General features: G+C 30.2%; 25 protein-coding genes. All 25 read left to right on the forward strand.

Annotated elements, in window-relative coordinates:
- Positions 1-99: IS3 family transposase (locus JJD95_RS04765; protein ID WP_291639266.1), on the forward strand; the 99-nt coding region annotated here is incomplete at its 5' end.
- A 305-nt stretch (positions 100-404) separates the two neighbouring features.
- Entirely contained in the window at positions 405-1,961 is a 1,557-nt protein-coding gene (rny, locus tag JJD95_RS04770; protein ID WP_291640895.1) for a ribonuclease Y, read from the forward strand.
- Positions 1,962-2,084: 123 nt separating this feature from the next.
- Positions 2,085-2,345 (forward strand): stage V sporulation protein S, encoded by a 261-nt coding sequence (locus JJD95_RS04775; RefSeq protein ID WP_291640896.1) that lies wholly within the window; start codon positions 2,085-2,087, stop codon positions 2,343-2,345.
- 147 nt (positions 2,346-2,492) lie between these two features.
- Positions 2,493-3,689, forward strand: coding sequence for a pyridoxal phosphate-dependent aminotransferase (locus tag JJD95_RS04780; RefSeq protein ID WP_291640898.1), 1,197 nt, complete (start codon positions 2,493-2,495; stop codon positions 3,687-3,689).
- Positions 3,690-3,783: 94 nt separating this feature from the next.
- Positions 3,784-4,044 carry an HPr family phosphocarrier protein gene (locus JJD95_RS04785; RefSeq protein ID WP_291640900.1) on the forward strand — a complete coding sequence of 87 codons (261 nt, stop codon included), beginning with the start codon at positions 3,784-3,786 and terminating at the stop codon, positions 4,042-4,044.
- 91 nt (positions 4,045-4,135) lie between these two features.
- The gene (locus JJD95_RS04790) at positions 4,136-5,113 is read left to right on the forward strand and encodes a tyrosine-type recombinase/integrase (protein WP_291640902.1); all 978 of its coding nucleotides are present in this window, start codon (positions 4,136-4,138) and stop codon (positions 5,111-5,113) included.
- A gap of 62 nt (positions 5,114-5,175) precedes the next feature.
- A complete protein-coding gene (gene uvsE, locus JJD95_RS04795; RefSeq protein WP_291640904.1) occupies positions 5,176-6,420 on the forward strand; it encodes a UV DNA damage repair endonuclease UvsE in 1,245 nt (414 codons plus the stop codon).
- A 22-nt stretch (positions 6,421-6,442) separates the two neighbouring features.
- Entirely contained in the window at positions 6,443-6,697 is a 255-nt protein-coding gene (locus JJD95_RS04800) for a HutD family protein (RefSeq protein WP_291640906.1), read from the forward strand.
- A 72-nt stretch (positions 6,698-6,769) separates the two neighbouring features.
- A complete protein-coding gene (locus JJD95_RS04805; RefSeq protein WP_291640908.1) occupies positions 6,770-7,537 on the forward strand; it encodes a hypothetical protein in 768 nt (255 codons plus the stop codon).
- A gap of 115 nt (positions 7,538-7,652) precedes the next feature.
- Positions 7,653-7,982: a single-stranded DNA-binding protein gene (locus JJD95_RS04810; protein ID WP_291640909.1), complete on the forward strand. Its 330-nt coding sequence runs from the start codon at positions 7,653-7,655 to the stop codon at positions 7,980-7,982.
- Positions 7,983-8,064: 82 nt separating this feature from the next.
- Positions 8,065-8,544, forward strand: a complete 480-nt coding sequence (msrA, locus tag JJD95_RS04815; RefSeq protein WP_291640911.1) for a peptide-methionine (S)-S-oxide reductase MsrA — start codon at positions 8,065-8,067, stop codon at positions 8,542-8,544.
- 159 nt (positions 8,545-8,703) lie between these two features.
- A complete protein-coding gene (locus JJD95_RS04820; protein ID WP_291640913.1) occupies positions 8,704-10,698 on the forward strand; it encodes a sigma-54-dependent Fis family transcriptional regulator in 1,995 nt (664 codons plus the stop codon).
- Positions 10,699-11,060: 362 nt separating this feature from the next.
- Complete coding sequence (locus JJD95_RS04825) at positions 11,061-11,537, forward strand: Na+/H+ antiporter subunit E (protein ID WP_291640914.1); 477 nt, start codon at positions 11,061-11,063, stop codon at positions 11,535-11,537.
- On the forward strand, positions 11,530-11,799 hold the full coding sequence (locus JJD95_RS04830; protein WP_291640916.1) for a monovalent cation/H+ antiporter complex subunit F: 270 nt from the start codon (positions 11,530-11,532) through the stop codon (positions 11,797-11,799). Before JJD95_RS04825 ends, JJD95_RS04830 begins: the two co-directional genes overlap by 8 nt.
- Positions 11,796-12,116, forward strand: coding sequence for a monovalent cation/H(+) antiporter subunit G (mnhG, locus tag JJD95_RS04835; protein ID WP_291640918.1), 321 nt, complete (start codon positions 11,796-11,798; stop codon positions 12,114-12,116). The genes JJD95_RS04830 and mnhG overlap by 4 nt, the downstream gene beginning before the upstream one ends.
- Positions 12,103-12,342: a hydrogenase subunit MbhD domain-containing protein gene (locus JJD95_RS04840; RefSeq protein WP_291640919.1), complete on the forward strand. Its 240-nt coding sequence runs from the start codon at positions 12,103-12,105 to the stop codon at positions 12,340-12,342. The genes mnhG and JJD95_RS04840 overlap by 14 nt, the downstream gene beginning before the upstream one ends.
- Complete coding sequence (mbhE, locus tag JJD95_RS04845) at positions 12,339-13,061, forward strand: hydrogen gas-evolving membrane-bound hydrogenase subunit E (RefSeq protein ID WP_291640921.1); 723 nt, start codon at positions 12,339-12,341, stop codon at positions 13,059-13,061. Before JJD95_RS04840 ends, mbhE begins: the two co-directional genes overlap by 4 nt.
- 1 nt (position 13,062) lies before the next feature.
- Positions 13,063-13,425, forward strand: coding sequence for a sodium:proton antiporter (locus JJD95_RS04850; protein WP_291640922.1), 363 nt, complete (start codon positions 13,063-13,065; stop codon positions 13,423-13,425).
- Position 13,426: 1 nt separating this feature from the next.
- Complete coding sequence (locus JJD95_RS04855) at positions 13,427-14,899, forward strand: proton-conducting transporter membrane subunit (protein WP_291640924.1); 1,473 nt, start codon at positions 13,427-13,429, stop codon at positions 14,897-14,899.
- Between the two features lie 16 nt (positions 14,900-14,915).
- Positions 14,916-16,361 (forward strand): proton-conducting transporter membrane subunit, encoded by a 1,446-nt coding sequence (locus JJD95_RS04860; protein WP_291640926.1) that lies wholly within the window; start codon positions 14,916-14,918, stop codon positions 16,359-16,361.
- Positions 16,362-16,378: 17 nt separating this feature from the next.
- Positions 16,379-18,391, forward strand: a complete 2,013-nt coding sequence (locus JJD95_RS04865; RefSeq protein ID WP_291640928.1) for a proton-conducting transporter membrane subunit — start codon at positions 16,379-16,381, stop codon at positions 18,389-18,391.
- 100 nt (positions 18,392-18,491) lie between these two features.
- The gene (locus JJD95_RS04870; RefSeq protein WP_291640929.1) at positions 18,492-19,202 is read left to right on the forward strand and encodes a pseudouridine synthase; all 711 of its coding nucleotides are present in this window, start codon (positions 18,492-18,494) and stop codon (positions 19,200-19,202) included.
- 192 nt (positions 19,203-19,394) lie between these two features.
- Positions 19,395-20,267: a MurR/RpiR family transcriptional regulator gene (locus tag JJD95_RS04875; protein WP_291640931.1), complete on the forward strand. Its 873-nt coding sequence runs from the start codon at positions 19,395-19,397 to the stop codon at positions 20,265-20,267.
- Positions 20,268-20,467: 200 nt separating this feature from the next.
- Entirely contained in the window at positions 20,468-21,820 is a 1,353-nt protein-coding gene (gene gdhA / locus JJD95_RS04880; protein ID WP_291640933.1) for an NADP-specific glutamate dehydrogenase, read from the forward strand.
- Positions 21,821-22,030: 210 nt separating this feature from the next.
- Complete coding sequence (locus JJD95_RS04885; protein ID WP_291640935.1) at positions 22,031-23,257, forward strand: NAD(P)/FAD-dependent oxidoreductase; 1,227 nt, start codon at positions 22,031-22,033, stop codon at positions 23,255-23,257.
- Positions 23,258-23,283 lie beyond the last annotated feature (26 nt).

The following is a 23,283-nucleotide window of genomic DNA, read 5'->3' on the forward strand; positions in this document are numbered from 1 at the left end:
ATTGATAAGTACATTATATATTATAATAATTATAGGTATCAATGGGACTTAAAAAAAATGACCCCTGTACAATACAGAAATCATCTCTTGTCTTGTTAATCTTCTTTTTTTAGAATGTCCTTGACATAGGTACCAGTTTATTTAAACTTGCTTTTTTCTTTATTTCTGTAAGCTTTTACTATGCAATAGGCTAATGAATAGAATGGTTATTGTATAATATTATTATAAAATTAACATTTTAGATGTTATAATCTTGACATTAGTATAAAAGTAATATAAAATAAATACAAATACTGGTTTAGTATATAAAAATTATTACAAATTGAATAAATATAACACCTTTTCTAGCTTTCGTATTTACTCTTAAATAAATTCGAAAATAAGTTAAGGAGGTGTTGATAATCATGGGAGATATTACAACGGGAACAATTTTAGTAGCTTGTGCTATTTTGATTGTTATTGTGTTTGTTATTTTTGTTGCGATTTATTCTAGAAAAAATATATCTCAAGCAAATATATCTGAAGCTGAAAAAGAAGCTAAAAAAATTATTGACGAAAGCGAAAAAGAAGCTGAAACCAAAAAGAAAGAAGCTATTTTAGAAGCCAAAGAAGAAGTTCACAGACTTAGAACTGATTTAGAAAAAGAATCAAGAGAAAGACGTAATGAAGTTCAAAGGTTAGAAAGAAGAAATATCCAAAGAGAAGAATCTTTAGATAAAAAAAGTGACGTGTTAGAGAGAAAAGAAGAAAATCTTAATAAAAAACAACAAGATGTTGAAATGTTAGAAGCTAGTATTAAAGATTTACACACAAAGCAAAGGGAAGAATTAGAAAGATTATCAGGTTTAACATCTGATGAAGCAAAACAAGTTTTATTAGATCAAATTAAAAAAGAAATTAAACATGATGCTGCAGTTATGATTAAAGAAATTGAAACTAAAGCAAAAGAAGAAGCAGATAAAAGAGCAAGGGAAATTATTACTTATGCTATTCAAAGATGTGCTGCTGACCATGTTGCAGAAACAACAGTTCATGTGGTTTCGCTTCCTAATGATGAGATGAAAGGAAGAATAATTGGCAGAGAGGGTAGAAATATTCGAACTCTAGAAACACTTACAGGAGTGGATCTTATAATAGATGATACACCTGAAGCGGTAATCCTTTCAGCATTTGATCCGATAAGGCGTGAAGTTGCAAGAATTGCACTTGAGAAGCTAATAGTGGATGGAAGAATTCATCCAGCAAGAATTGAGGAAATGGTAGAAAAAGCTAAAAAAGAAGTTGATAGCGATATTAAAGAAGAAGGAGAACAAGCAACTTTTGAAACAGGAGTACATGGTCTTCATTCAGAAATTGTTAGGCTACTTGGAAGACTTAAATACAGAACTAGTTATGGTCAAAATGTATTAAAGCATTCTATAGAAGTTTCATATTTAGCAGGACTTATGGCATCAGAACTTGGAATTGATCCAACACTTGCTAAAAGATGTGGATTACTACATGATATAGGTAAAGCCGTGGATCACGAAGTTGAAGGACCTCATGCACTTATAGGTGCTGAAATAGCCAAAAAACATCATGAATCAGCTAGTGTTGTAAATGCTATTGCTGCACATCATGGTGATGTTGAGATACAATCTCTTGAAGCAATACTAGTTCAAGCAGCAGATGCTATATCAGCTGCAAGACCAGGTGCAAGAAGAGAGACTTTAGAAGCTTACATTAAAAGGTTAGAAAAATTAGAAGAAATTGCAAACTCCTATGAAGGTGTTGAAAAGTCATATGCTATTCAAGCTGGAAGAGAAGTTAGAATTATGATTAAACCAGATATAATTGATGATGCAGGAGCGGTTGAAATGGCCAGAAATCTAGTTAAGAGAATTGAAAATGAATTAGAATATCCAGGCCAAATTAAAGTTAATGTAATCAGAGAAACAAGGGCTATTGATTATGCAAAATAAACTAACATAATATTGAATCCTCCTAAATTTTAGGCAATTTCTGAAATTTAAGAGGATTTTTTCTATATTTGTAGAATAGTATAAATATAGCATTTAATGTACTAATAGGGGGAATAATATATTATGGAATTATTAAAAGTTTCAGCAAAATCAAGTCCAAATTCAGTAGCAGGAGCTCTAGCAGGTGTTATTAGAGAAAAGGGAACAGCAGAATTACAAGCAATAGGTGCTGGGGCAATTAATCAAGCAGTAAAGGCTATTGCAATAGCGAGAGGGTTTGTTGCACCGATTGGTATCGATTTAGTTTGTATACCTGCATTCACGGATGTTATTATAGAAGGCGAAGAGAGAACGGCAATTAAGTTAATAATTCAATCTAGATAATAAATAAACAGAGAGCTTGAGTGATAAGCCCTCTGTTTTTTAATAGTAAATTGGAAACTGGGATAAATTCATTCTATTTACATTACAAAAAAAAAATGATATATTTATATAGATCAAAAAAAATATGTGTTCATAGGGGGTAAAAAAATGGTATTATCTAAAAAAGCTAAAAGCATATCGTCATCTTTAACATTAGATATAACTGCAAAAGCGAAAAAAATGATGGCTGGTGGTATAGATGTTATAGGATTTGGTGCAGGTGAACCTGATTTTAATACGCCCCAAAATATAGGAGAAGCAGCTATAAAAGCAATTAATGAGGGAATGACAAAGTATACAGCTACATCAGGTATTATAGAACTTAAGAATGCAATAATTCATAAATTTAAAACAGAAAACAACTTAACTTACGAAATAGATCAAATTATAGTTTCAAATGGTGCAAAACAATGCTTAGCTAATGTTTTTGGAGCTATTTTAAATCCAGGGGATGAGGTTTTAATAGGAGTTCCGTATTGGGTTAGTTACCCTGAATTAGTTAAATTAGCAGATGGAGTACCTGTCTATGTACCAACAGAAGAAAATAATAATTTTAAATTAACAATTGAAAATCTTATCAAAGTAATAACTTCTAAATCTAAAGCATTAATATTAAATAGTCCCAATAACCCTACTGGAACAGTATATTCAAAGGCGGAACTTGTACAAATTGCTGATTTTGCAAAAAAAAATAATTTAATTATAATTTCAGATGAAATTTATGAAAAATTAATTTATGGAGATAATGAACATATTAGTATAGCTACTCTTTCAGAGGATGCATATGGCAGAACTATTGTAATAAATGGTGTATCTAAGGCTTATGCTATGACGGGATGGAGAATAGGTTATGCTGCTGGTAGTGCAGAAATAATAGCATTAATGGTAAACATTCAAAGCCATACTACTTCTAATCCGAATTCCATTGCACAACATGCATCAGTTGCAGCTTTAAGTGGACAACAAGAAGAAATAATAAAAATGGTTGAAGAATTTAGAATAAGAAGAGATTACATGGTAGAAAAGATTAATAGCATAGATAATTTATCTTGCGTAAAACCAGAAGGTGCTTTTTACGTTATGGTCAATATATCTAATGTTTTAAATAAATTAGTCTACGGAAAAGTTATAAGTAATTCAATTCAGTTTTCAGATCTTTTGCTGGAAAAAGAGAAAGTTGCGGTTATACCGGGGATAGCATTTGGAGTTGATAATTTTGTTAGGATATCTTACGCTACTTCAATGGAAAATATAGAAAATGGACTCCGAAGAATAGCAAGGTTTGTTCATAATATTAAAAATTGATTTACATAATTTTTAATGATATTATTATAGTATGAATTAATATAAGCTGTTAAATATTAATTCATGCTATTATAAAAGATTGAGGTGAAGTGAATTGGTAACAAAAGAAATTATGGTTATTAATCCTAAGGGACTACATGCAAGACCAGCTACATTATTAGTAAGAAAAGCTTCTTCTTTTAAATCAGATATAAGTATAGAATATATGGGCAAAAGGGCTAATATTAAGAGCTTAATAGGTATTCTATCTTTAGGAGTTGGTCCTAATAACATTGTAAACGTTATAACTAATGGTGTTGATGAACAATTAGCATTAGAAGGGATAATAAATCTGATTAAAGAATTAAAGGAATAATTATGGCCTGTACGTTTTAAAAAGCTGCTAACTTATTGTTTGCAGCTTTTTAAAATGTATACGTAGGAGCAGTTACTAAAGGAGAATATATATGTTAAATAAACTTATACAACCTACTCGTAATTCAGATGTAATTATAGATAACAAACACTTTATATGGTATTTTCTAGAGATTAAAGCCAGGAAAAGTGTTTACACTTCCAAGAGCTATGAACGTGATATAAAAGATTTCTTTTGCGTTCAATCTATTTGTGATATAACAATGGAAGATATTAAGAAAGTGTCGTTAATACATACACAGAATTTTATAATAGGATTAATAGATAAAAATATGTCATCGGCTACTATAAATAGAAAAATATCATCACTTAGTGCATTGTATAAGTGGATATTAAAGTATCAAGACAATTCTACAGGTGTATATATAATTAAATATAATCCATTCGGAAACCTGAAGGAAGAAAGACCGGTTATTAATAACGTGGAAACAGAGTTTCTAACAAAAGATGAGTGTAAAATTTTAATAAATAGTATAGATACATCTACTATATTAGGACATAGAAATAAAACTATATTAGTACTGGCTTTAACCACTGCACTAAGAAAATCTGAGATTATAAATATTAAACTAAAGCATATTACTTCGCATACGAGTTATGATGTAGTAAAAGTAATTAGAAAAGGGGGTAAAGAGGATATAGTAAAACTTCAAAAAAATGTTCTTGCTATGATTAATGAATATATTCTGCTTACTAAAAGAAATAAGATATCTAACGCTGAGGAGTATTTATTCATTGGTCACTCAACTAATGGAAAAAACAAAGAAAAATTAGATGCAAGTACATTAAATTACATGATAAAAAAAGTATGTAGGAATGCTGGTATAGAAAAAAAATTGCGGGTTCATTCTACTAGACATACAGCTATTACACTAGCAATTTTAGCAGGGGCTACGGTAGAGAAAGTTAGAGATTTTGCTGCACATAAGAATTTAGCTACAACGAATAGATATATTCACTCGATAGATAAGTTGAAAAATAATGCTGGAGATTTGATTGATCTATTTTGAAATGTTGAACAATATTGGTTTTAGAAGTAGAATTAACCTAAAGAAAAACATAGGAGGAAAAGATGAAAATAGGATATGCATGTATACCACTTACAACAAATGCAAGAACAAATAGAAGATTAATGCTCAAAAACTTTTCTGAAATTATGTTTTTAGAGGTATTAGAGCAAAACCTAATAGACTTAAGAGAAATATTAGAAAATAATGAGAAGTTCAATATAAAATTATTTAGAATAAGCTCGGATATAGTTCCCTTAGGGAGCCATAGTATTAATGAAATTCCATGGCATACGGTTTTTAAAAATGAATTGTGTGAAATAGGAGAATATATAAAAAAGTGTGGCATGAGGGTGTCTATGCATCCAGGCCAGTATACAGTACTTAATGCAGAAAAAGAAGATATTGTAGCAAAAGCAATTAAAGATTTGGAATATCATGCTAGATTTCTAGACTCCCTAGGTGTGGATGGGAGTAATAAGATAATACTGCATATTGGTGGTGCTTACGGTGATAAGGATGCTGCCATAAATAGGTTTGTTGAAAATTTTAAAAGATTGCCACTTTCAGTAAGAAATAGGCTTGTCATTGAAAATGATGATAGAATATTCAATATTGAAGACCTGATTTTTGTAAGTAATAAAATCAATATTCCAGTAATATTTGATAATCTTCACCATGAGTGTAATCATGAAATAGAGTTGCCTATAAAAGAAATAATGAATAAGATAGCAAAAACATGGAATAAAAAAGATGGTAATATAAAAGTTCATTATAGTCAACAAAATTTGCAAAAACATTTAGGGGCTCATTCAACTTCTATAACAGGTAAGAAATTTCTGAGATACTATGAAGAGGTTAAAGATTTTAATATTGATATTATGCTGGAAGTAAAAGATAAGGATATTTCCGCTATAAAATGTAATCTTTTAGTTAGTAATATGAAAAGCAAATTAAAACATGTAACTATTGAAAAACAGTGGGCGAAATATAAATATCTACTGATGGAAAGAAATTATAAATATTATAAAGAGTGTAGCCGCATTGTAAAAGAAAATTGTAGTATTCAGGAATTTTACGAGTATATAGATGAAATAATGAAACTTGATGTAGAGGATGGAAGTTTTATTAATACTGCAGAACACGTTTGGGGATATGTAAAAAATAATGCTTCTGAGAAAGAACAAATGCATTTCAAAAAAAATATTTCTGATATGGAACATAAAGGGAAAGTTAAGATTTATCTGAAAAAATTATGTGACAAGTATAATGCTGAATATATGATTGACTCGTATTACTTTTACTATTAATACTAGCATGGGGGATTTAAAAATGTTCTACAAAATAGAAAAAATTAGAAAAAATCCACATAAAACAAGTGTATGGTCAGGCGGTACAACAACTGAACTTTACATTCATCCAAAAGGTTCAATTTATAGTGAGCATGATTTTAATTGGAGGCTTAGTTCCGCAGTGGTTGAAGTAGAACGCTCTATATTTACACCTCTGCAAGGAATAACTAGGCTTGTTATGATTATGAAGGGGAAGTGCGTCTTTGCCATGAAGGCAACCATAAGGCTAATCTAAAAGCATATGAGAAGGATAACTTTAATGGAGAGTGGGCAACAAACAATATTTTATAAATAAAGGAGGAAAAGCATGAAGAAATTGGATTGGCGTGTGAAATTTTCTGCATTATTAATATTTTCATCAATATTATTATATTCTTTTCACTATATTGTGTTTAAAGATGCTCATCATTTATTTATATTTTTAGTAGGTGAATTAGCGTTTATACCTATAGAGGTTTTATTGGTAACGTTAGTTATTGACAGAGTTATTAAAGAAAGAGAAATTGAGATCTTATTAGAAAAACTTAATTTAATAATAGGTGTATTTTTTAATGAAGTAGGAACTACTATTTTAAAAAGCTGTACATTAATTGATCCTCATGTAGATAAAATAGCGAATTTTTTAATAGTTGAGCCTAGTTGGGAAGAAAGGGATTTCAAAGAAGCATTAGAAAAATGTAAAAATTATGATTATCAAATTGAGTTTGATAAAGTAGATTTAGATAAAATCAGAGAATTTCTTTTATCTAAAAGGGAATTTTTAATGAAATTATTAGAAAATCCAAATCTACTTGAGCATGAAACTTTCACACATTTATTAACTGCAGTTTTTCATTTAGAAGATGAGCTATCTTCTAGAAATTTATCAGAACTACGGGATGATGAAAAAGAACATTTAGAAGTTGATATAAAAAGAGTATATGGAGCAATTGTAAGCCAATGGCTTTTGTATATGAAACATCTAAAAAACACTTTTCCATATTTATTTGTTACAGCGATGTCAAATAATCCTTTTGACAAAAGAAACAAAGAACAAATAGAAAAATATATTAAGCTTACCTATTACAGTAAATAAACTTTCATTTAAGAAATATCACGTTCCTAGACAAAATTCTGTACATTTGTTTGTATAAATTCTACTTTTGTTGTCAATAATTTAAAAAAGTTATTAAACATAAAGGAGAGATATTATGAATAATGTATCATTAATAGGAAGAATAACAAAAGATTTAGAACTTAAAGAGTATAACGAAGGTAAAGGGTTTTATACTAGATTCACATTGGCAATTGATAGAACACCACGTAAGGATTCGCAACCTGAAGCAGATTTTATAAGCGTTATGGTTTGGAATGCACTAGCTGAAACAATGTGCAAATATTTAGGTAAAGGAAGACAAATTGCTATAACCGGTAAACTTTGTAGCAGTAGCTACACAGATAAAGAGGGAAACAAAAAATATAGTATGGAAGTTGTAGCTGAAGATTTTAAATTCTTAGATAAAAAGAAAGAAATAGTTTAAATTATTTTATAGGATTAGATAAAAAAGAATGCATTTGTAGTAATATATATATGTACTGATTTATATAATATGGAGGTGCATTATGAAGAATATTGTTGTAGCAGGAGGATGTTTTTGGGGTGTGGAAGCTTACATGTCAAGAATAGAAGGCATCATTAAAACTGCGGTTGGGTATGCCAATGGTAAAGTTAAGGAGCCCACATATAATGAGGTTTGTGAAGGAAACACAGGTCATGCAGAAGCCTGCTTAATAAGTTATGATGAAGAAATAGTATCACTAGAAAAGATATTAAATAAGTTTTGGGGAATTATAGATCCTACGGTTTCTAATAGACAAGGGCCGGATATAGGTAGCCAATATAGAAGTGGTATTTATTATACTGATAAATTGGATTTAGACATTATATTAAAAACTAGAGATGAAGTCCAAAGCAGGCATAATAAGACAATAGTTACAGAGATACAACCTCTATCATGTTTTTATGATGCTGAAGATTATCATCAAAAGTATCTACAAAGAAATCCTGGAGGCTACTGTCACGTCAATCTAAATAATGATTAAGAATTAAGTTATAATAAAAATTTAATGATTTGAAGCTTGAAAACTCCTTGGTTATCCAAGGGGTTTTTTAAAAGTCAATTTAAACTATTAGACAAAGTAAATAGTAGTAGGTATAATTAAATAGAGTTACATTATAATTCTATTAAGGGGAGGATTTATTTGCCAACTAAAAGATTGCTTGATAATGATGAAGAAATTATAAAAAAATGGAAATTATTTATTTCTGAAGATATTTTAAATAAAAATGGACTTCGAGACATTATTTCAAAATCTTGGAAGAGAAGTAAATTATATGGTATAGATCCCTATGAAAACAATTTTTCTGTTGATATTACTGAAGATGATTTAAAAAAGAGGTATAAGGAATTCTTACCCCTACTAGAGACAGCAAAACCGTTAATGCAAACACTGTACAACTTGATTCAAAATTCGGATTTTATGATTAGATTAACAGATAGAGACGGATATGTATTAGAACATATAGGAGAGGATAGCTTAATACGTCATCATAATTTTCAGGTATTACAAGATGGATATAATATAAGAGAAGAAGTAATAGGGACTAACGCTATTGGACTTTCGTTAATAACGGGTGAACCAATGCAAGTGCTTGGTGGCGAACATTATTTACATAAGTATCATAATTGGACTTCGTCTGCATGTCCTATAAAGGATGAAGAGAGCAGAATTTTAGGTGTGCTAAGTATTACAGGTAACTTTGAATTTGTACATCCACATACTTTAGGTATGGTAGTAGCTGCAGCAAAAGCCATAGAAAAAGAAATGAAGCTTGAGAATTCCAATAAAAAATTGAAAATAGTTAATGAACAATTTTATCAAATTACGGAATCATTATCAGAGGGTATTATTAGAATAGATAATCAAGGCGAAATAACTAGTATGAATAGATTTGCAAGGAAACTATTGGGATATAGTGCAAAAGATATACAGAATATACACATAAGTGATGTTTTATCTACTAAATGTAAAAAAGATATTCTAGGTGCTGTAAATAAGGGGAAAGGATATCAAGAGGAAGAAATTGATTTCACTACAAAATTGGGTGCCAATAAAATGTGTATAGTTAATGTTACGCCCATAAGACTTTTTAGATCTTCAGATTTAGGCGGTGGGGTAATTACTTTTAAAGAAAATAAAGCCGTTCTAAGTATGATTAATAAAATTGTTGGAGCGAATGCAAGATTTACATTTGATGATATATTTGGCAAGAGTGAAAATATAGCTCATTCAATCAAAATTGCAACAATAGCGTCTAAGAATGACGCTACTATACTACTTCAAGGTGAGAGTGGAACAGGAAAAGAAATGTTTGCACAAGCTATTCATAACGCTAGTAGAAGAAAAGATAGACCTTTTGTATTTTTAAATTGTGGTGCTATTCCTCGCGATCTAGTTTCTAGCGAACTGTTTGGTTATGTGGAAGGTGCGTTTACGGGAGCTAAAAGAGGGGGGCATCCAGGAAAATTTGAACTTGCGGATGGAGGAACAATATTTCTTGATGAAATAGGAGATATGCCCCTTGATGTTCAGGTAAGTTTACTTAGGGTTTTAGAAGAACGTAATGTAGTAAGAGTTGGGGGACATGATGTTATACCAATAAATGTTAGAGTTATTGCAGCCTCAAACAAAGATTTAAAAAAAGAAGTTGCCCTTGGAAAATTCCGAAGTGATTTCTTTTATAGAATAAATGTTATGCCTATTTATATAAATTCTCTTAGGGAAAGAAAAGAAGATATTAAGATATTTATTGATTATTTTTATGAGAAATTCTGTGAGTCAAATGATAAGAATATAAAAAAGATTCATGAAAGCTTTTATGAAGGTATGATTAATTATGATTGGCCAGGAAATGTTCGGGAACTACAGAATATTATGCAGCTCGTATTAAATATAGCTGAAAATAACAATGCACTTACAGGTGTTAACTTACCAAGTTATATAAGGGAGAAAGAAAATGTTGGAGAAACAAGTGGCATAAAACAACTACTTACATTAGAACAAATTGAAAAGAATACTATTATGCAAACATTAATAGATGTAAATGATAATATGGCAGCAGCCTCTAGAATATTAGGTATAGGTAGAAGTACACTGTATAGGAAGATGGGAAAATATAAATTAGTTAATAGATAGAAAATTTTTTGACTTAAGTAATAGTTAACGTGAAATAAAGTATGCAATACTACTTTATGCAATTACGATATCTGTGTCGACATGATACATATGTATCAAAATGGAACACAAATTCATTGGTGATAGTGATTTAGTGTGTCAGTTTGAAACAGGTCGATGTAAACAGTTAGATTATATTGCAATTCACTATTTATAAAAATAATAAAAAAAAGGTTGTAAACCGTTGGAAGCCAATGGTTTATAACCTTTTTTTTATTGAAATAGGGGATTATGGCATGGTTATTGCTACTTAGTTATTCAAGAATATAATGATAAAAAAATCGAAGAAAAGTAAGCTGAAAATGTATAGGAGGATTTCTAACATGTATTATGGGATTGTAGGTTTATACCTGTTATTTTGGATAGTTATATCAGAAAATGCAAAAATTGAAACTATTTGTATTGGTATAATAATAAGTTTGTTAGTTGCAACTTTAAATAAAGATTTAATCTGTATTAACAGAAAATGGAAGTTTAGGAAAAATAGTATGTTGTGGATTTCCTACACAACCCTTATGTTAAAAGAAATATTAGTTTCCAATATTAATGTAGCAAAGATAGTTTTGAGCCCTAAAATGATTATATCACCACAGATGATAACAATTAAAACAAAGATAAAATCTGATTTTAATAAAACAATTTTTGCCAATACAATAACATTAACTCCAGGAACCTTAACTATTTCAATGAATGAAGATGAAATAACTGTGCATTGTTTGAAAGGTGAGTATTCAAATGAATTAACTAATTCATCTTTTGAAAAAATAATACTGAAAGTTGAGGAAGGCATTTATGAGTAAACTATTAATTTTTTCTATTTTATTTTTATCAGTTACAATTTTTATATGTATGTTCAGAGCAATCAAGGGACCGACTGCGGCAGATAGACTTATTGCTGTTAATGTAATAGGAACTAAAACTATTGTACTTATTCTCATAGTTTCATTTTTGCTTCATGAAACTTATTTTGTGGATGTAGCCATAGTATATGCTTTAATAAGTTTTTTATCGTCTATTGTAATAGCGAAAGTTATTGAAAATTCAGGAGGGAAAAATATATGAAAGATATTATTGTAACAATCTTTCTCCTTGGGGGGTTATTCTTTTTCATGGTTGGCACCTTAGGAATCATAAGATTTCCAGATATATTTACAAGAGCTCATAGTTCTTCTAAATGTGATACTTTAGGGGCTGTTCTATGCCTATCTTCATTAGTAGTACTGGAAGGGTTAGATATGGTTAGTTTTAAATTTATATTGATTCTTGTATTTGTGTGGATAGCAAATCCCACAGCTACACATTTAATTGCTAAGGCTGAACACATAAGGCAGGCTACCCTAGAAAAAACAAATGGGGTGAAAAAGCATGAAAATATTTAGTGTTATAATGCTGGCGTTTTTAATAGGATCTGCTATAGCCGTTTCTACTATAAAAAGTTTACTTGGTGCAATAATAGTATTTATGGTTTATAGCCTTATAATGACGATTCTATGGCAACAGCTAAATGCCCCAGATTTGGCAATAACTGAAGCGGCAGTAGGTGCGGGTATTACTACAATTTTATTTGTACTTACACTAAAGCGAATTAAAGGAGTAACAAAATGAAAAAACTTTTATCTATACTAATTACAATAAGTTTAATTATTATTTTACTCTTGGGGGTTAATGAACTTCCCGAATTTGGACAATATGATAACCCGGCCAATAATGAAGTTGCACAGTATTACATTGAGAACACAACAAAAGAAACTGGTGCAATGAATATTGTTACAGGAATTATTTTAGATTACCGTGCCTTTGATACTTTTGTTGAGGCGAGTGTACTATTTACTGCTTCAATTATAGTGTTATTGGTTCTTAAAAGAGAAAAAAGATCGGGAGATTTAGAAAATGAAGAAGTGATTATAGAAAGCACTATTTTAAAACAGGTAAGTAAAGTGCTAATACCTTGTATTCAAATTTTTGGAATATATATAATTTTCTATGGGCATTTAAGCCCAGGGGGAGGATTTGCAGGTGGAACTATTATAGGTACAAGTTTAATTTTGTATAGAATAATTTATGGAAAAAAATTTACTGATAAAAAAATTCCGTACTCAAAATTAATAACTTATCTCTGCGGTGCTATTATTTTTTATGGATTACTAAAAGGGTATAGTTTTATAACTGGTGGAAATCATTTAGAACTTCCACAACCAGGACTTGGAATTCCAGGCAATATACTCAGTGGTGGTTTTTTATTGCCATTAAACATATTAGTCGGACTTATTGTGGCAATTACTATTTACTTTTTTTTTACTTTATTCGACGGAGGAGAAATTTAATATGGAAGGCTTAATAAGCAATTATTATGAAACTGGCGCGATTATACTGTTTGGAATTGGATTTGCAATACTATTATTACACAATAATTTAATAAAAAAAATTATTGGCATGAATATAATGGATACAGCAATTTTCTTGTTTTTTATAGCGAAAGGATATGTTTTAGGCCTAGATGCACCTATTATTATAGGGGCACATAAGGGAGTTCAATGTTATATCAATCCTGTTCCTTCTGCTTTAATGCTTACTGGTATAGTTGTAGCAGTTAGTACAACAGCATTTGCCCTTGCTCTAACAGTAAAACTATATGAAGGATACGGTAGTATTGAATTAGATGAAATTATGAAAATGAGGAGTGAATAAAATGAGCTTAATTGAAAGTTTTCCACTTACTATTATATTAATTTTGTTTGTTACGGCGTTTATAATGCCACTTATTAAAAAGAAAAAGATTGTCAAGATGATCAGTTTAGTATCAATGACAATAGTTATGATTTTAGCAATGTTAAATTTAAAGTTTGTTATTAAAAATGGAGAGTATTTGTATAGAATTGGACATTTTAATGCTCCCTATGGAATTGAATTTCGAATTGGAATCATTGAGGCTATGATGGGACTCCTTTTTACCTTTGTTGCACTTATGATAGTTTGGTATTCAACCTATAGTATAGAAAAAGAAATTAAAGAGTCAAAGATAGGTTTATATTATTTACTTATTAATATTTTAATAGGGTCCCTCCTTGGAGTAGTATATTCTAATGATTTATTTAACTGTTTTGTATTTATAGAAGTAGGAACACTTGCATCCTGTGGAATTATTATTGTTAAAGACAAAAAAGAAAATATAAGAGCTACATTAAAATATTTAATAATGAGTTGTCTGGGATCTGGCCTTGTACTTATGGGAATTGCTTATTTGTACTCAATGACTGGACATTTAAATATTAACTACATCCATGAAGAATTAATAAAATCCTATTTAAATTATCCCAATGCAGTATTAATATCTATAGTTTTATTTATTATTGGTCTCGGAGTAAAGAGTGCAATGTTCCCGCTGCACAATTGGCTTCCAGATGCACATTCAAACGCACCGTCATCCTCAAGTGCTATTCTATCTTCGCTAGTTTTAAAGGCTTTTGTCTTACTTTTGATAAAGATATTATATAGACTTTATGGAATGGAGATACTGCACCATTATTCAGTTCTAAATATTATTTTAATACTAGGTAGTTTAGGAATGATAATGGGCTCGGTATTTGCTATCTTTCAAAAGAATATAAAAAGAGTTATAGCATATTCTACCGTGGCACAAATGGGGTATATATTTTTAGGTGTTGGGCTAGGAACAGATATAGGGGTTTCCATTGCTATATTTCATATTATCGGCCATGCCTTAACTAAATCAGCACTGTTTTTATTAGTTGGAGCAATGATAGAACAAACAGGGCACAAGACCTTAGAACATCTAAGGGGAATAGGTAGAGAAATGCCATTAACCTTGGGACTATTTTCCGTAGCTGCACTATCTATGATAGGAATTCCTATGTTGCCTGGGTTTATAAGTAAGTGGTATTTATCTTTAGCCACTATTGCAGCTGGAGAAACAATTTTAATTGTAGTTATCTTGCTTAGTAGTTTACTCAATGCAGTTTATTACTCTCCAATTGTTATAAATGGATTTTTTGGAGAAGAAAATTTAAAAGGTAAAGTATATAAATCCAAAAGTAAGCCTATAAAAGAAATGATTCCTGTAATCTTTTTAGTGGGTTCAATGATTTACGTAGGAATAGCATCTAGAGGAATTATAAATTTAATTACTCTGGGACTTAAATAGAGGAGGGAATTATAAAGTGAATAGTAGCATAATAATACTTCCCATTATATTTCCATTTATATTAGCAATAATTATGGCAACTATAAAATTTGATGAGAAGAAAAGGAATGTTTTTGTAAGCATAGGTGTTATATTGAATTTTGTTTTTCTAGTTGCTATATTTTATAAGTTTGGGGAAAGCAACTTTCATCTACTCAAATTGAATGAATTTCTGGATGTTTACTTTAGAATAGATAAGTTAAGCATACTATTTTCACTATTGGTTTCGATTTTATGGGTTTTTACTGCTTTTTATGCAATGCAATATATGAAGCATGAGGGAAAAGAAAGAAAGTTTTTCAGTTTTTTTCTTGCAACCCTTGGGGTAACCATTGGAATTGCTTTTGCAGGGAATCTTATAACACTTTACGCCTTTTATGAGTTTCTAACACTGTCAACTTTTCCACTTGTAATACATACAGAGTCAAAACAAGCTCTAAAAAGTGGAAAGAAATATCTAATATATTCTTTTTCAGGAGCAGCACTAGTTTTACTTGGAATGCTTTTATTATTCAGTATTACTAGTGATTTGACATTTGCTTCGCATGGTATTTTATCACCACTAACAAATGATAATAGGACCCTATATATAATAAGCTATGTTGCTATGTTTTTAGGTTTTGGAGTTAAAGCAGCCCTTGTACCATTTCATTCATGGCTACCTGCTGCAATGATTGCACCAACACCAGTTAGTGCACTTCTTCATGCAGTTGCAGTTGTGAAATCAGGGATTTTTGCTATTGTTAGAATGACATATTTTATCTTTGGAGCAGAAATTGTTAAGGCACTTCATGTAAACATATTTTTGAGCATTCTTGTAGTACTTTCAATTTTGATGGGCTCATTCTTAGCGCTGCATCAAGAAAATTTAAAGAAGAGATTAGCATACTCAACCATTAGTCAACTGGGATATATTTTACTCGGAATAGTTCTTCTAAATGAAGATGCATTTGTTGGAAGTCTCCTTCATTTAATTAACCATGCAGTAATTAAGATTGTTCTTTTCTTCTGTGTAGGAGCGATAATGTACACTACTGGAAAAACGGATATTAGCCAGATTAGAGGTATTGGAAAACAAATGCCAATAACAATGTGCTGTTTTGGTATAGCTTCTATATCATTAATCGGAATTCCACCTACAAACGGATTTGTTAGTAAGTGGTATCTAGCTCAAGGTGGACTTGCAGAGGGGAAAATGATTTTCCCTGCAATACTCCTTATTAGTGCACTGTTAACTGCACTATATCTTCTTCCAGTTATAACTGAAGCTTTTTTCAAAAAAGGGGAAGACGCTATAGTTAAAGAGGCCCCAAAGAAAATGTTAATCCCTATAGTTATGATTACTATCATTGTTGTTTTACTTGGGTTATTTCCTAATATGATTATCTCATTTATACAAGAAATTGCCAGTGAGGTACTTTAAGAAAGGAGAATATTATATTGAAATCTACTATGTATTTACTATTTATTTTGCTATTTCCATTTGTTTGTTCTTTTATTGGTTACGCTATAGGCAGAAAAAGTGAAAAATATAGGGACATTTTTAATACTATAATGACAGCCATTGTACTTTTGGTTACCACTATGTTATACAAATATGTTGTAATACAACCTATAGAATTATCTGTTCCATATATTATGGGTACAGGTCTTCATTTAAAATTAGATATGTTTAGATATGTTTTTGTTTGGCTTACAGTTATGATATGGTTTTTAACTACACTGTATTCAACGCATTATTTAATGAGCCATAGAAACAGAAATAGATATTATTTATTTTTTATGCTAACATTAGCAAGCACTATTGGAATTTTCATATCAGAAAACTTTTTAAACTTGTTCACCTTTTTTGAAATGATGTCATTTACATCTTATGCATTAATAATTAACGATGAAGATGATTATTCTCATGAAGCCGGCAATACTTATATTATAATGGCAGTTACTGGTGGTCTCATTTTGCTTATGGGATTGTTTTTACTATATAATTATACTCAGACATTAGATATAGGTGAACTTAGTGTGGCTGTAAGTGGGCTTGGAAGTGTAAAGTATCTTATCGTAGCCCTAATAATTATAGGATTTGGAGTGAAAGCTGGGATGGTGCCACTACACATATGGCTGCCTAAGGCGTATCCTGCAGCGCCAACACCTGCAACCATAGTTTTATCAGCAGTTTTAGCTAAAACAGGTATATTTGGAATTATATTAACAATTGAAGTAATTATGAGTGGAGATTTTATTATTTCTATTATTATTCTAGTGATAGGATTTCTAAATATGTTCATTGGTGGAATCCTCGCCATGATGCAAAGAAACATTAAAAGAATTCTTGCGTATAGCAGCATGAGCCAAATTGGCTATATTCTAGTTGGAATAGGACTTATAGGAGTTTTGAAAGATCATAGGACTATAGCTGTTTATGGTACCTTGTATCATGTTATAAACCATGGAATATTTAAAGGGTTGCTATTTATGGTGACAGGTACTATATATATGGTGCTAAATGAGGTTAGCATAAATAAAATTGGAGGATTTGGAATCAAAAAACCTTTATTGAAAATAATATTTTTTATAGGGGTCCTATCAATTATAGGAATGCCTGGCTTTAATGGTTTCACTAGTAAAACTATGTTGCATGAGGCACTTATTGAAGCTCAGCATATGTATAGTGGAGTATTCTTTAAGATATGTGAAATTGTATTTATAATAAGTAGTGGTTTTACTGTAGCCTATTCATTAAAAATATTTGTAGCTGTATTTATAGAAAAAAGTAATCATGAAATTGAAAAGGTAAAGGCAAAATTAAGTAAAAGGGTGCTTTTACCAATGATTATATTGTGTTTAATGAGTATTTATATTGGACTTAATCCTAGTGCCATTTTACATGTGTTAGATAAAGCATTGAAACCCTTTGGAAATGCAGAGCCGCTAGCAGTAAGTTTATACACTTATAATAATATTAAAAGTTCTTTTATTATAATAGTAATTGGTATCATAGTTTATATGGGATTTGTAAGAAAAGTGTTGAAAAAAGGTGAAGGGACTAATTGGTATTATGTGAACCCAACTTTAAATTGGATAAGTTTAGAGAAGAATATATATAAGCCACTAGGTAAATGCATTATTATTGTTAGTATGTTTATTTTTAACATCATTGACCGATCGGTAGTTAATAGTGTCGCTTTTGTAGGTAATGGTATTGATTCAATTACTAAAATTGAAATTGATAATGGAAAATCTATTATAAGAGTAGTTAAAAGTAAATTTATTAATTTATTTGTTACTAAAGATGTTAACAAATGTAAAAATGATATTGAAAGAGAAAAGTCAGGAATAATAAATATTAAAGAGAAAATTGAGGAAATAGGATATAATATGAATGGTTTAACTTGCTCACTATTTATTTTCGGAATTGTGCTTATAATGTGTTTATTATTTTTAATGTCCTAAAAAAACGAAAAAAATTGATTTTTTAGCTAGATACTTATATAATTCATCGTGAAGGTTATATATAAGTATAAGAAATTAAATTTTAATTAGGAGTGGTATAGTGGAAGAGCGTTTGCAAAAATTCATGGCAAGATGTGGAGTTGCTTCACGAAGAAAATGTGAGGAAATAATTGTTAGTGGAAGAGTTAAAGTAAATAATATTTTAATTGTAGAACTTGGTAATAAGGTTAACCCTGACATCGACGTGGTGCACGTAGATAATACAATTATTAAATTAGAAGAACATAAAGTGTATATTGCGTTAAATAAACCCGAAGGCATAGTATCCACAGTGAATGATGAAAAAGGTAGAAAAACTATTTTAGATTTAATAGAAGTAAAAGAAAGAATATATCCCATAGGACGTTTAGATTATGATACATCAGGACTTATTATATTAACCAATGATGGAGATATATATAATAAGGTAATACATCCAAGACAAGCAATTAATAAAGTTTATATAGCTTTATTAGAATGTTACCCAACAGAGGAAGAAATCCATAAATTTTGTAACGGGGTAGATATTGATGGATACATAACAGCTAAGGCAGATTTTGAGGTGTTAAATAAGTTTGGAGTAAACTGTAATGTTAAAATTACTATACACGAGGGGAAAAACCGTCAAATAAGAAAAATGTGTGAGGTTATCGATCATCCTGTTATTAACCTGAAAAGAGTTTCTGTTGGTAAAATATCTTTAGGAGATTTAGGAAAAGGGGAATGGAGAAATCTAACTAACAGTGAAGTAGAATATTTGAAGAATTTATAATAAGGATTATTCATATTCTATTTTATTAATAGGACGAATAAGTCACCTATGTTATTAATAATTTAAAAAATGAATAAATCATTGAAAATTTCTTCAATAAATGATAAAATGAAATATATATTTCATTTTACCGTTTATTGAATTTTTTTAATTCATTTATCTTAAATTAACATAGGAAGGATTGAGTTTATTATGGAGAATAACAAACAAGATTTAATGAGGTCTATTCAAGTTAAGTTTCCGCGGTTGAGCAAAGGGCAAAAATTAATAGCGGAATTTATTTTAAAGCATTACGATAAGGCTGCATTTATGACGGCAGCAAAATTAGGAATTAGTGTAGGAGTAAGCGAGTCAACAGTTGTAAGGTTTGCTAATGAGTTAGGTTTTAGTGGGTATCCAAAACTACAGAAAGCTCTTCAAGAATTAATTAAAAATAAATTGACTACTGTACAAAGGATTGAGTTATCTAATGATTTCATTACTCAAGAAAATGCACTGAAAGGCGTACTAAAAGCTGATATGGAAAATATCAGAGCTACTCTTGAAAAGATTAATCATAAAACTTTTGAGGATGTTGTGAATTCATTATTTAAAGCTAAAAAAATATATATAATAGGACTTCGAAGCTCATCTGCATTAGCAGAATTTGCAGGATTTTATTTAAATCTTATTTTAGATAATGTTAAAGTTGTTGCCTATGGTGTTAGTGATATATTTGAGCAAATGATTAATCTCTCTGAAGATGATGTGGTAATTGGAATAGGGTTTCCGCGATATGCTAAAAGAACAATTGAAGCACTAGCTTTTGCTAAAAGTAGGAATGCCGATGTTGTAGCAATTACAGATAGTTTATTATCTCCACTTGCAGCTAGAGCCGACTATACACTAATAGCTCAGAGTAATATGGCATCCTTTGTTGATTCTTTAGTAGCGCCACTTAGTCTAATAAATGCATTAATAATTGCGGTAGGACTTCGGGAAAAAGAAAAAATATCCAACACATTTGCAACTTTAGAGAATATATGGGAAGAATATCAAGTCTATTCTTATAAAGATAAGGATTAAAGAGCATTTTTTAAAAATAAAACGATGTAAATGTTTACTCTTAATTTTAAAAAATAAAAAACTTTCGAAAATAAGAAGGATTAATGTAAACGATATAGAATATAGTAAAAGTAAAGCAATTTAGTGTGCACGTAAATATTAAAACATATTAAAACATATTAAATTGAAATAAAACATTTATTTATAGGAGGGATTAAGTTATGGATACAAAGACTTACATTCAACAAGTACTAGAAAATGTTAATAAGAGAAATTCTAATGAACCTGAATTTTTACAAACAGTTGAAGAGGTGCTAGGATCTTTAGGACCAGTTCTAGATAAGCACCCAGAATACATTGAAGCAAACCTTTTAGAAAGATTCTGTGAGCCTGAAAGACAAATTATGTTTAGGGTGCCATGGATAGATGATGCAGGTGTTACACATGTTAATCGTGGTTTTAGAGTGCAATTTAATGGAGCTATAGGACCATTTAAAGGTGGTTTAAGATTGCATCCTTCAGTTTACATAGGAATTATTAAATTCCTAGGATTTGAACAAACATTAAAGAATTCTTTAACTGGACTTCCAATGGGCGGAGGTAAAGGTGGTTCTGATTTCGATCCTAAAGGAAAATCAGATAATGAGGTAATGAGATTCTGCCAAAGCTTTATGACTGAACTTTACAGACACATAGGACCAGATGTTGACGTTCCAGCTGGGGATATTGGTGTTGGTGGAAGAGAAATTGGTTATTTATTTGGACAATATAGAAGAATAAAAGGAAATTTTGAAAATGGAGTTCTTACAGGAAAAGGTAGATCATATGGTGGAAGTATTGGAAGACCAAGTGCTACAGGTTTCGGTATAGCTTATTTCTGTGAACAAATGCTTATGCATGAGGGAACAGATTTTAAAGGCAAAACAGTAGCTACTTCAGGTTTTGGTAATGTTGCTTGGGGTCTTTGTACAAAAGTTGCTGAGCTTGGTGGTAAAGTAGTAACACTTTCTGGTCCAGACGGATACATATATGATCCTGAAGGAGTAACAGGAGAAAAAATAGATTATATGGTTGAAATGTTAAGTGCAAACAAAGGAGCAAGAGTTAAGGACTATGCTGACAAATTTGGTTGTGAATTCTACGCTGGACAAAAACCATGGGGCGTAAAAGTTGATGTAGTAATACCATGTGCTACTCAAAACGATATTCATATAGAGCATGCTAAACAAATAGTTGCAAATGGAATAACTATGGTTTGTGAAGGTGCTAATATGCCTTGTACTAACGAAGCTGTTGATTACTTCATAGAAATGGGACTAAAAGTAGGACCATCTAAGGCTGCAAACGCAGGCGGAGTTGCTACATCAGGTCTTGAAATGAGTCAAAATAGCATGAGATTATCATGGACTGCAGAAGAAGTAGACCAAAAATTACATGCAATTATGATAGATATATATAATAATTGTAAAGATGCTTCAGAAGAATTTGGATTTGGTTATAATCTAGTTAAAGGTGCAAACATTGCTGGATTTGTTAAAGTCGCAGATGCTATGTTCTCACAAGGTAATTATTAATACACAAATTAATATTTAAGAGAATCCTTTTATTAGGATTCTCTTTTGTTTTTTGCGTTTTTATGAATGTTTAAGGTGAAATTATAGAAAAATATGTGTTTTTAACACGATTATATTATTATTTATTAAATAAGCTTGAATAAATTAATCTATTATATTAAATTATAATAGTATGTATTATAATAGTATGTATTATAAGGGAGTGATTTGGTGTCAAAAATAATTATTATTGGAGGCGGACCAGCAGGCATGATGGCAGCTGTTACAGCTTCATCAAAACATGATGTGATCGTCATTGAAAAAAATGAAAAATTAGGAAGAAAACTTTATATAACAGGGAAAGGAAGATGTAATATTACAAATGCCAAGGATATTGGTGATTTTTTTGAGCATATACCATGTAATCCTCATTTTTTATATAGTTCACTATATTCCTTTACCAATGAAGATACAATAAATTTCTTCAAAGAATTGGGAGTACCTCTTAAAGTTGAAAGAGGTGATAGAGTATTTCCTGAATCAGATAAATCTTCTGATATTATAAAAGCTTTTAACACAGCATTAAAAAACAAAAAGGTTAAAGTGATGTTAAACTCAAAAGTGAAAAGTCTAACTCGAGATAATCAGAAGATTGTTTCGGTTGAACTTGCAGATGGGACCAATATATATGGCGATTATTTTATATTATGTACAGGTGGACTATCATATCCACAAACAGGTTCATCTGGTGAAGGGTTAACATTCAGTCGTTTTTTAGGACATAATATAATTAAACCTAAAGCATCACTCGTACCAATTGAGGTTGATGAAACATGGGTTTCAGATTTACAGGGCCTTTCTTTAAAAAATGTGGAACTGAAAATAACTGATACTAAAAATAAGAGTTTATATAAGGAATTTGGGGAAATGCTTTTTACTCATTATGGTATTTCTGGACCGATTGTTTTAAGTGCCAGCAGTTTTATTAAACAAGGGAAAAAATTCAAGGTGGTAATTAATTTGAAACCAGCATTAAGTGAAATTGAGCTTGATAAACGAGTTCAGAATGATTTTTTGAAATATGCAAACAAAGATTTTAAAAATGCATTAGATGATTTACTTCCTAGAAAACTAATCAACACAATAATTAAGTTATCTAATATTGATGAGAATAAAAAAGTGAATTCTGTTACTAAAGAAGAAAGAAAAACTGTAGTCAATTTACTTCAAAATTTGACGTTTAGCATTAAGTGCCTTCGTCCAATAGAAGAGGCAATAATAACTAGTGGAGGGGTAGATACTTTAGAAATAGATGCATCTACTATGAAATCAAAAAAAATTGATAATCTTTATTTTGCAGGTGAAATTATAGATGTGGATGCATATACAGGTGGATATAACCTTCAAATAGCATTATCTACAGGATATTTAGCTGGAAGTAATGCGGGAGTAAATTAATACTATATAGATTATATAAATAGCAG

It is taken from the genome of Clostridium sp., from assembly GCF_016650035.1.
Classification (GTDB): Bacteria; Bacillota; Clostridia; order Clostridiales; family Clostridiaceae; genus Clostridium_AD.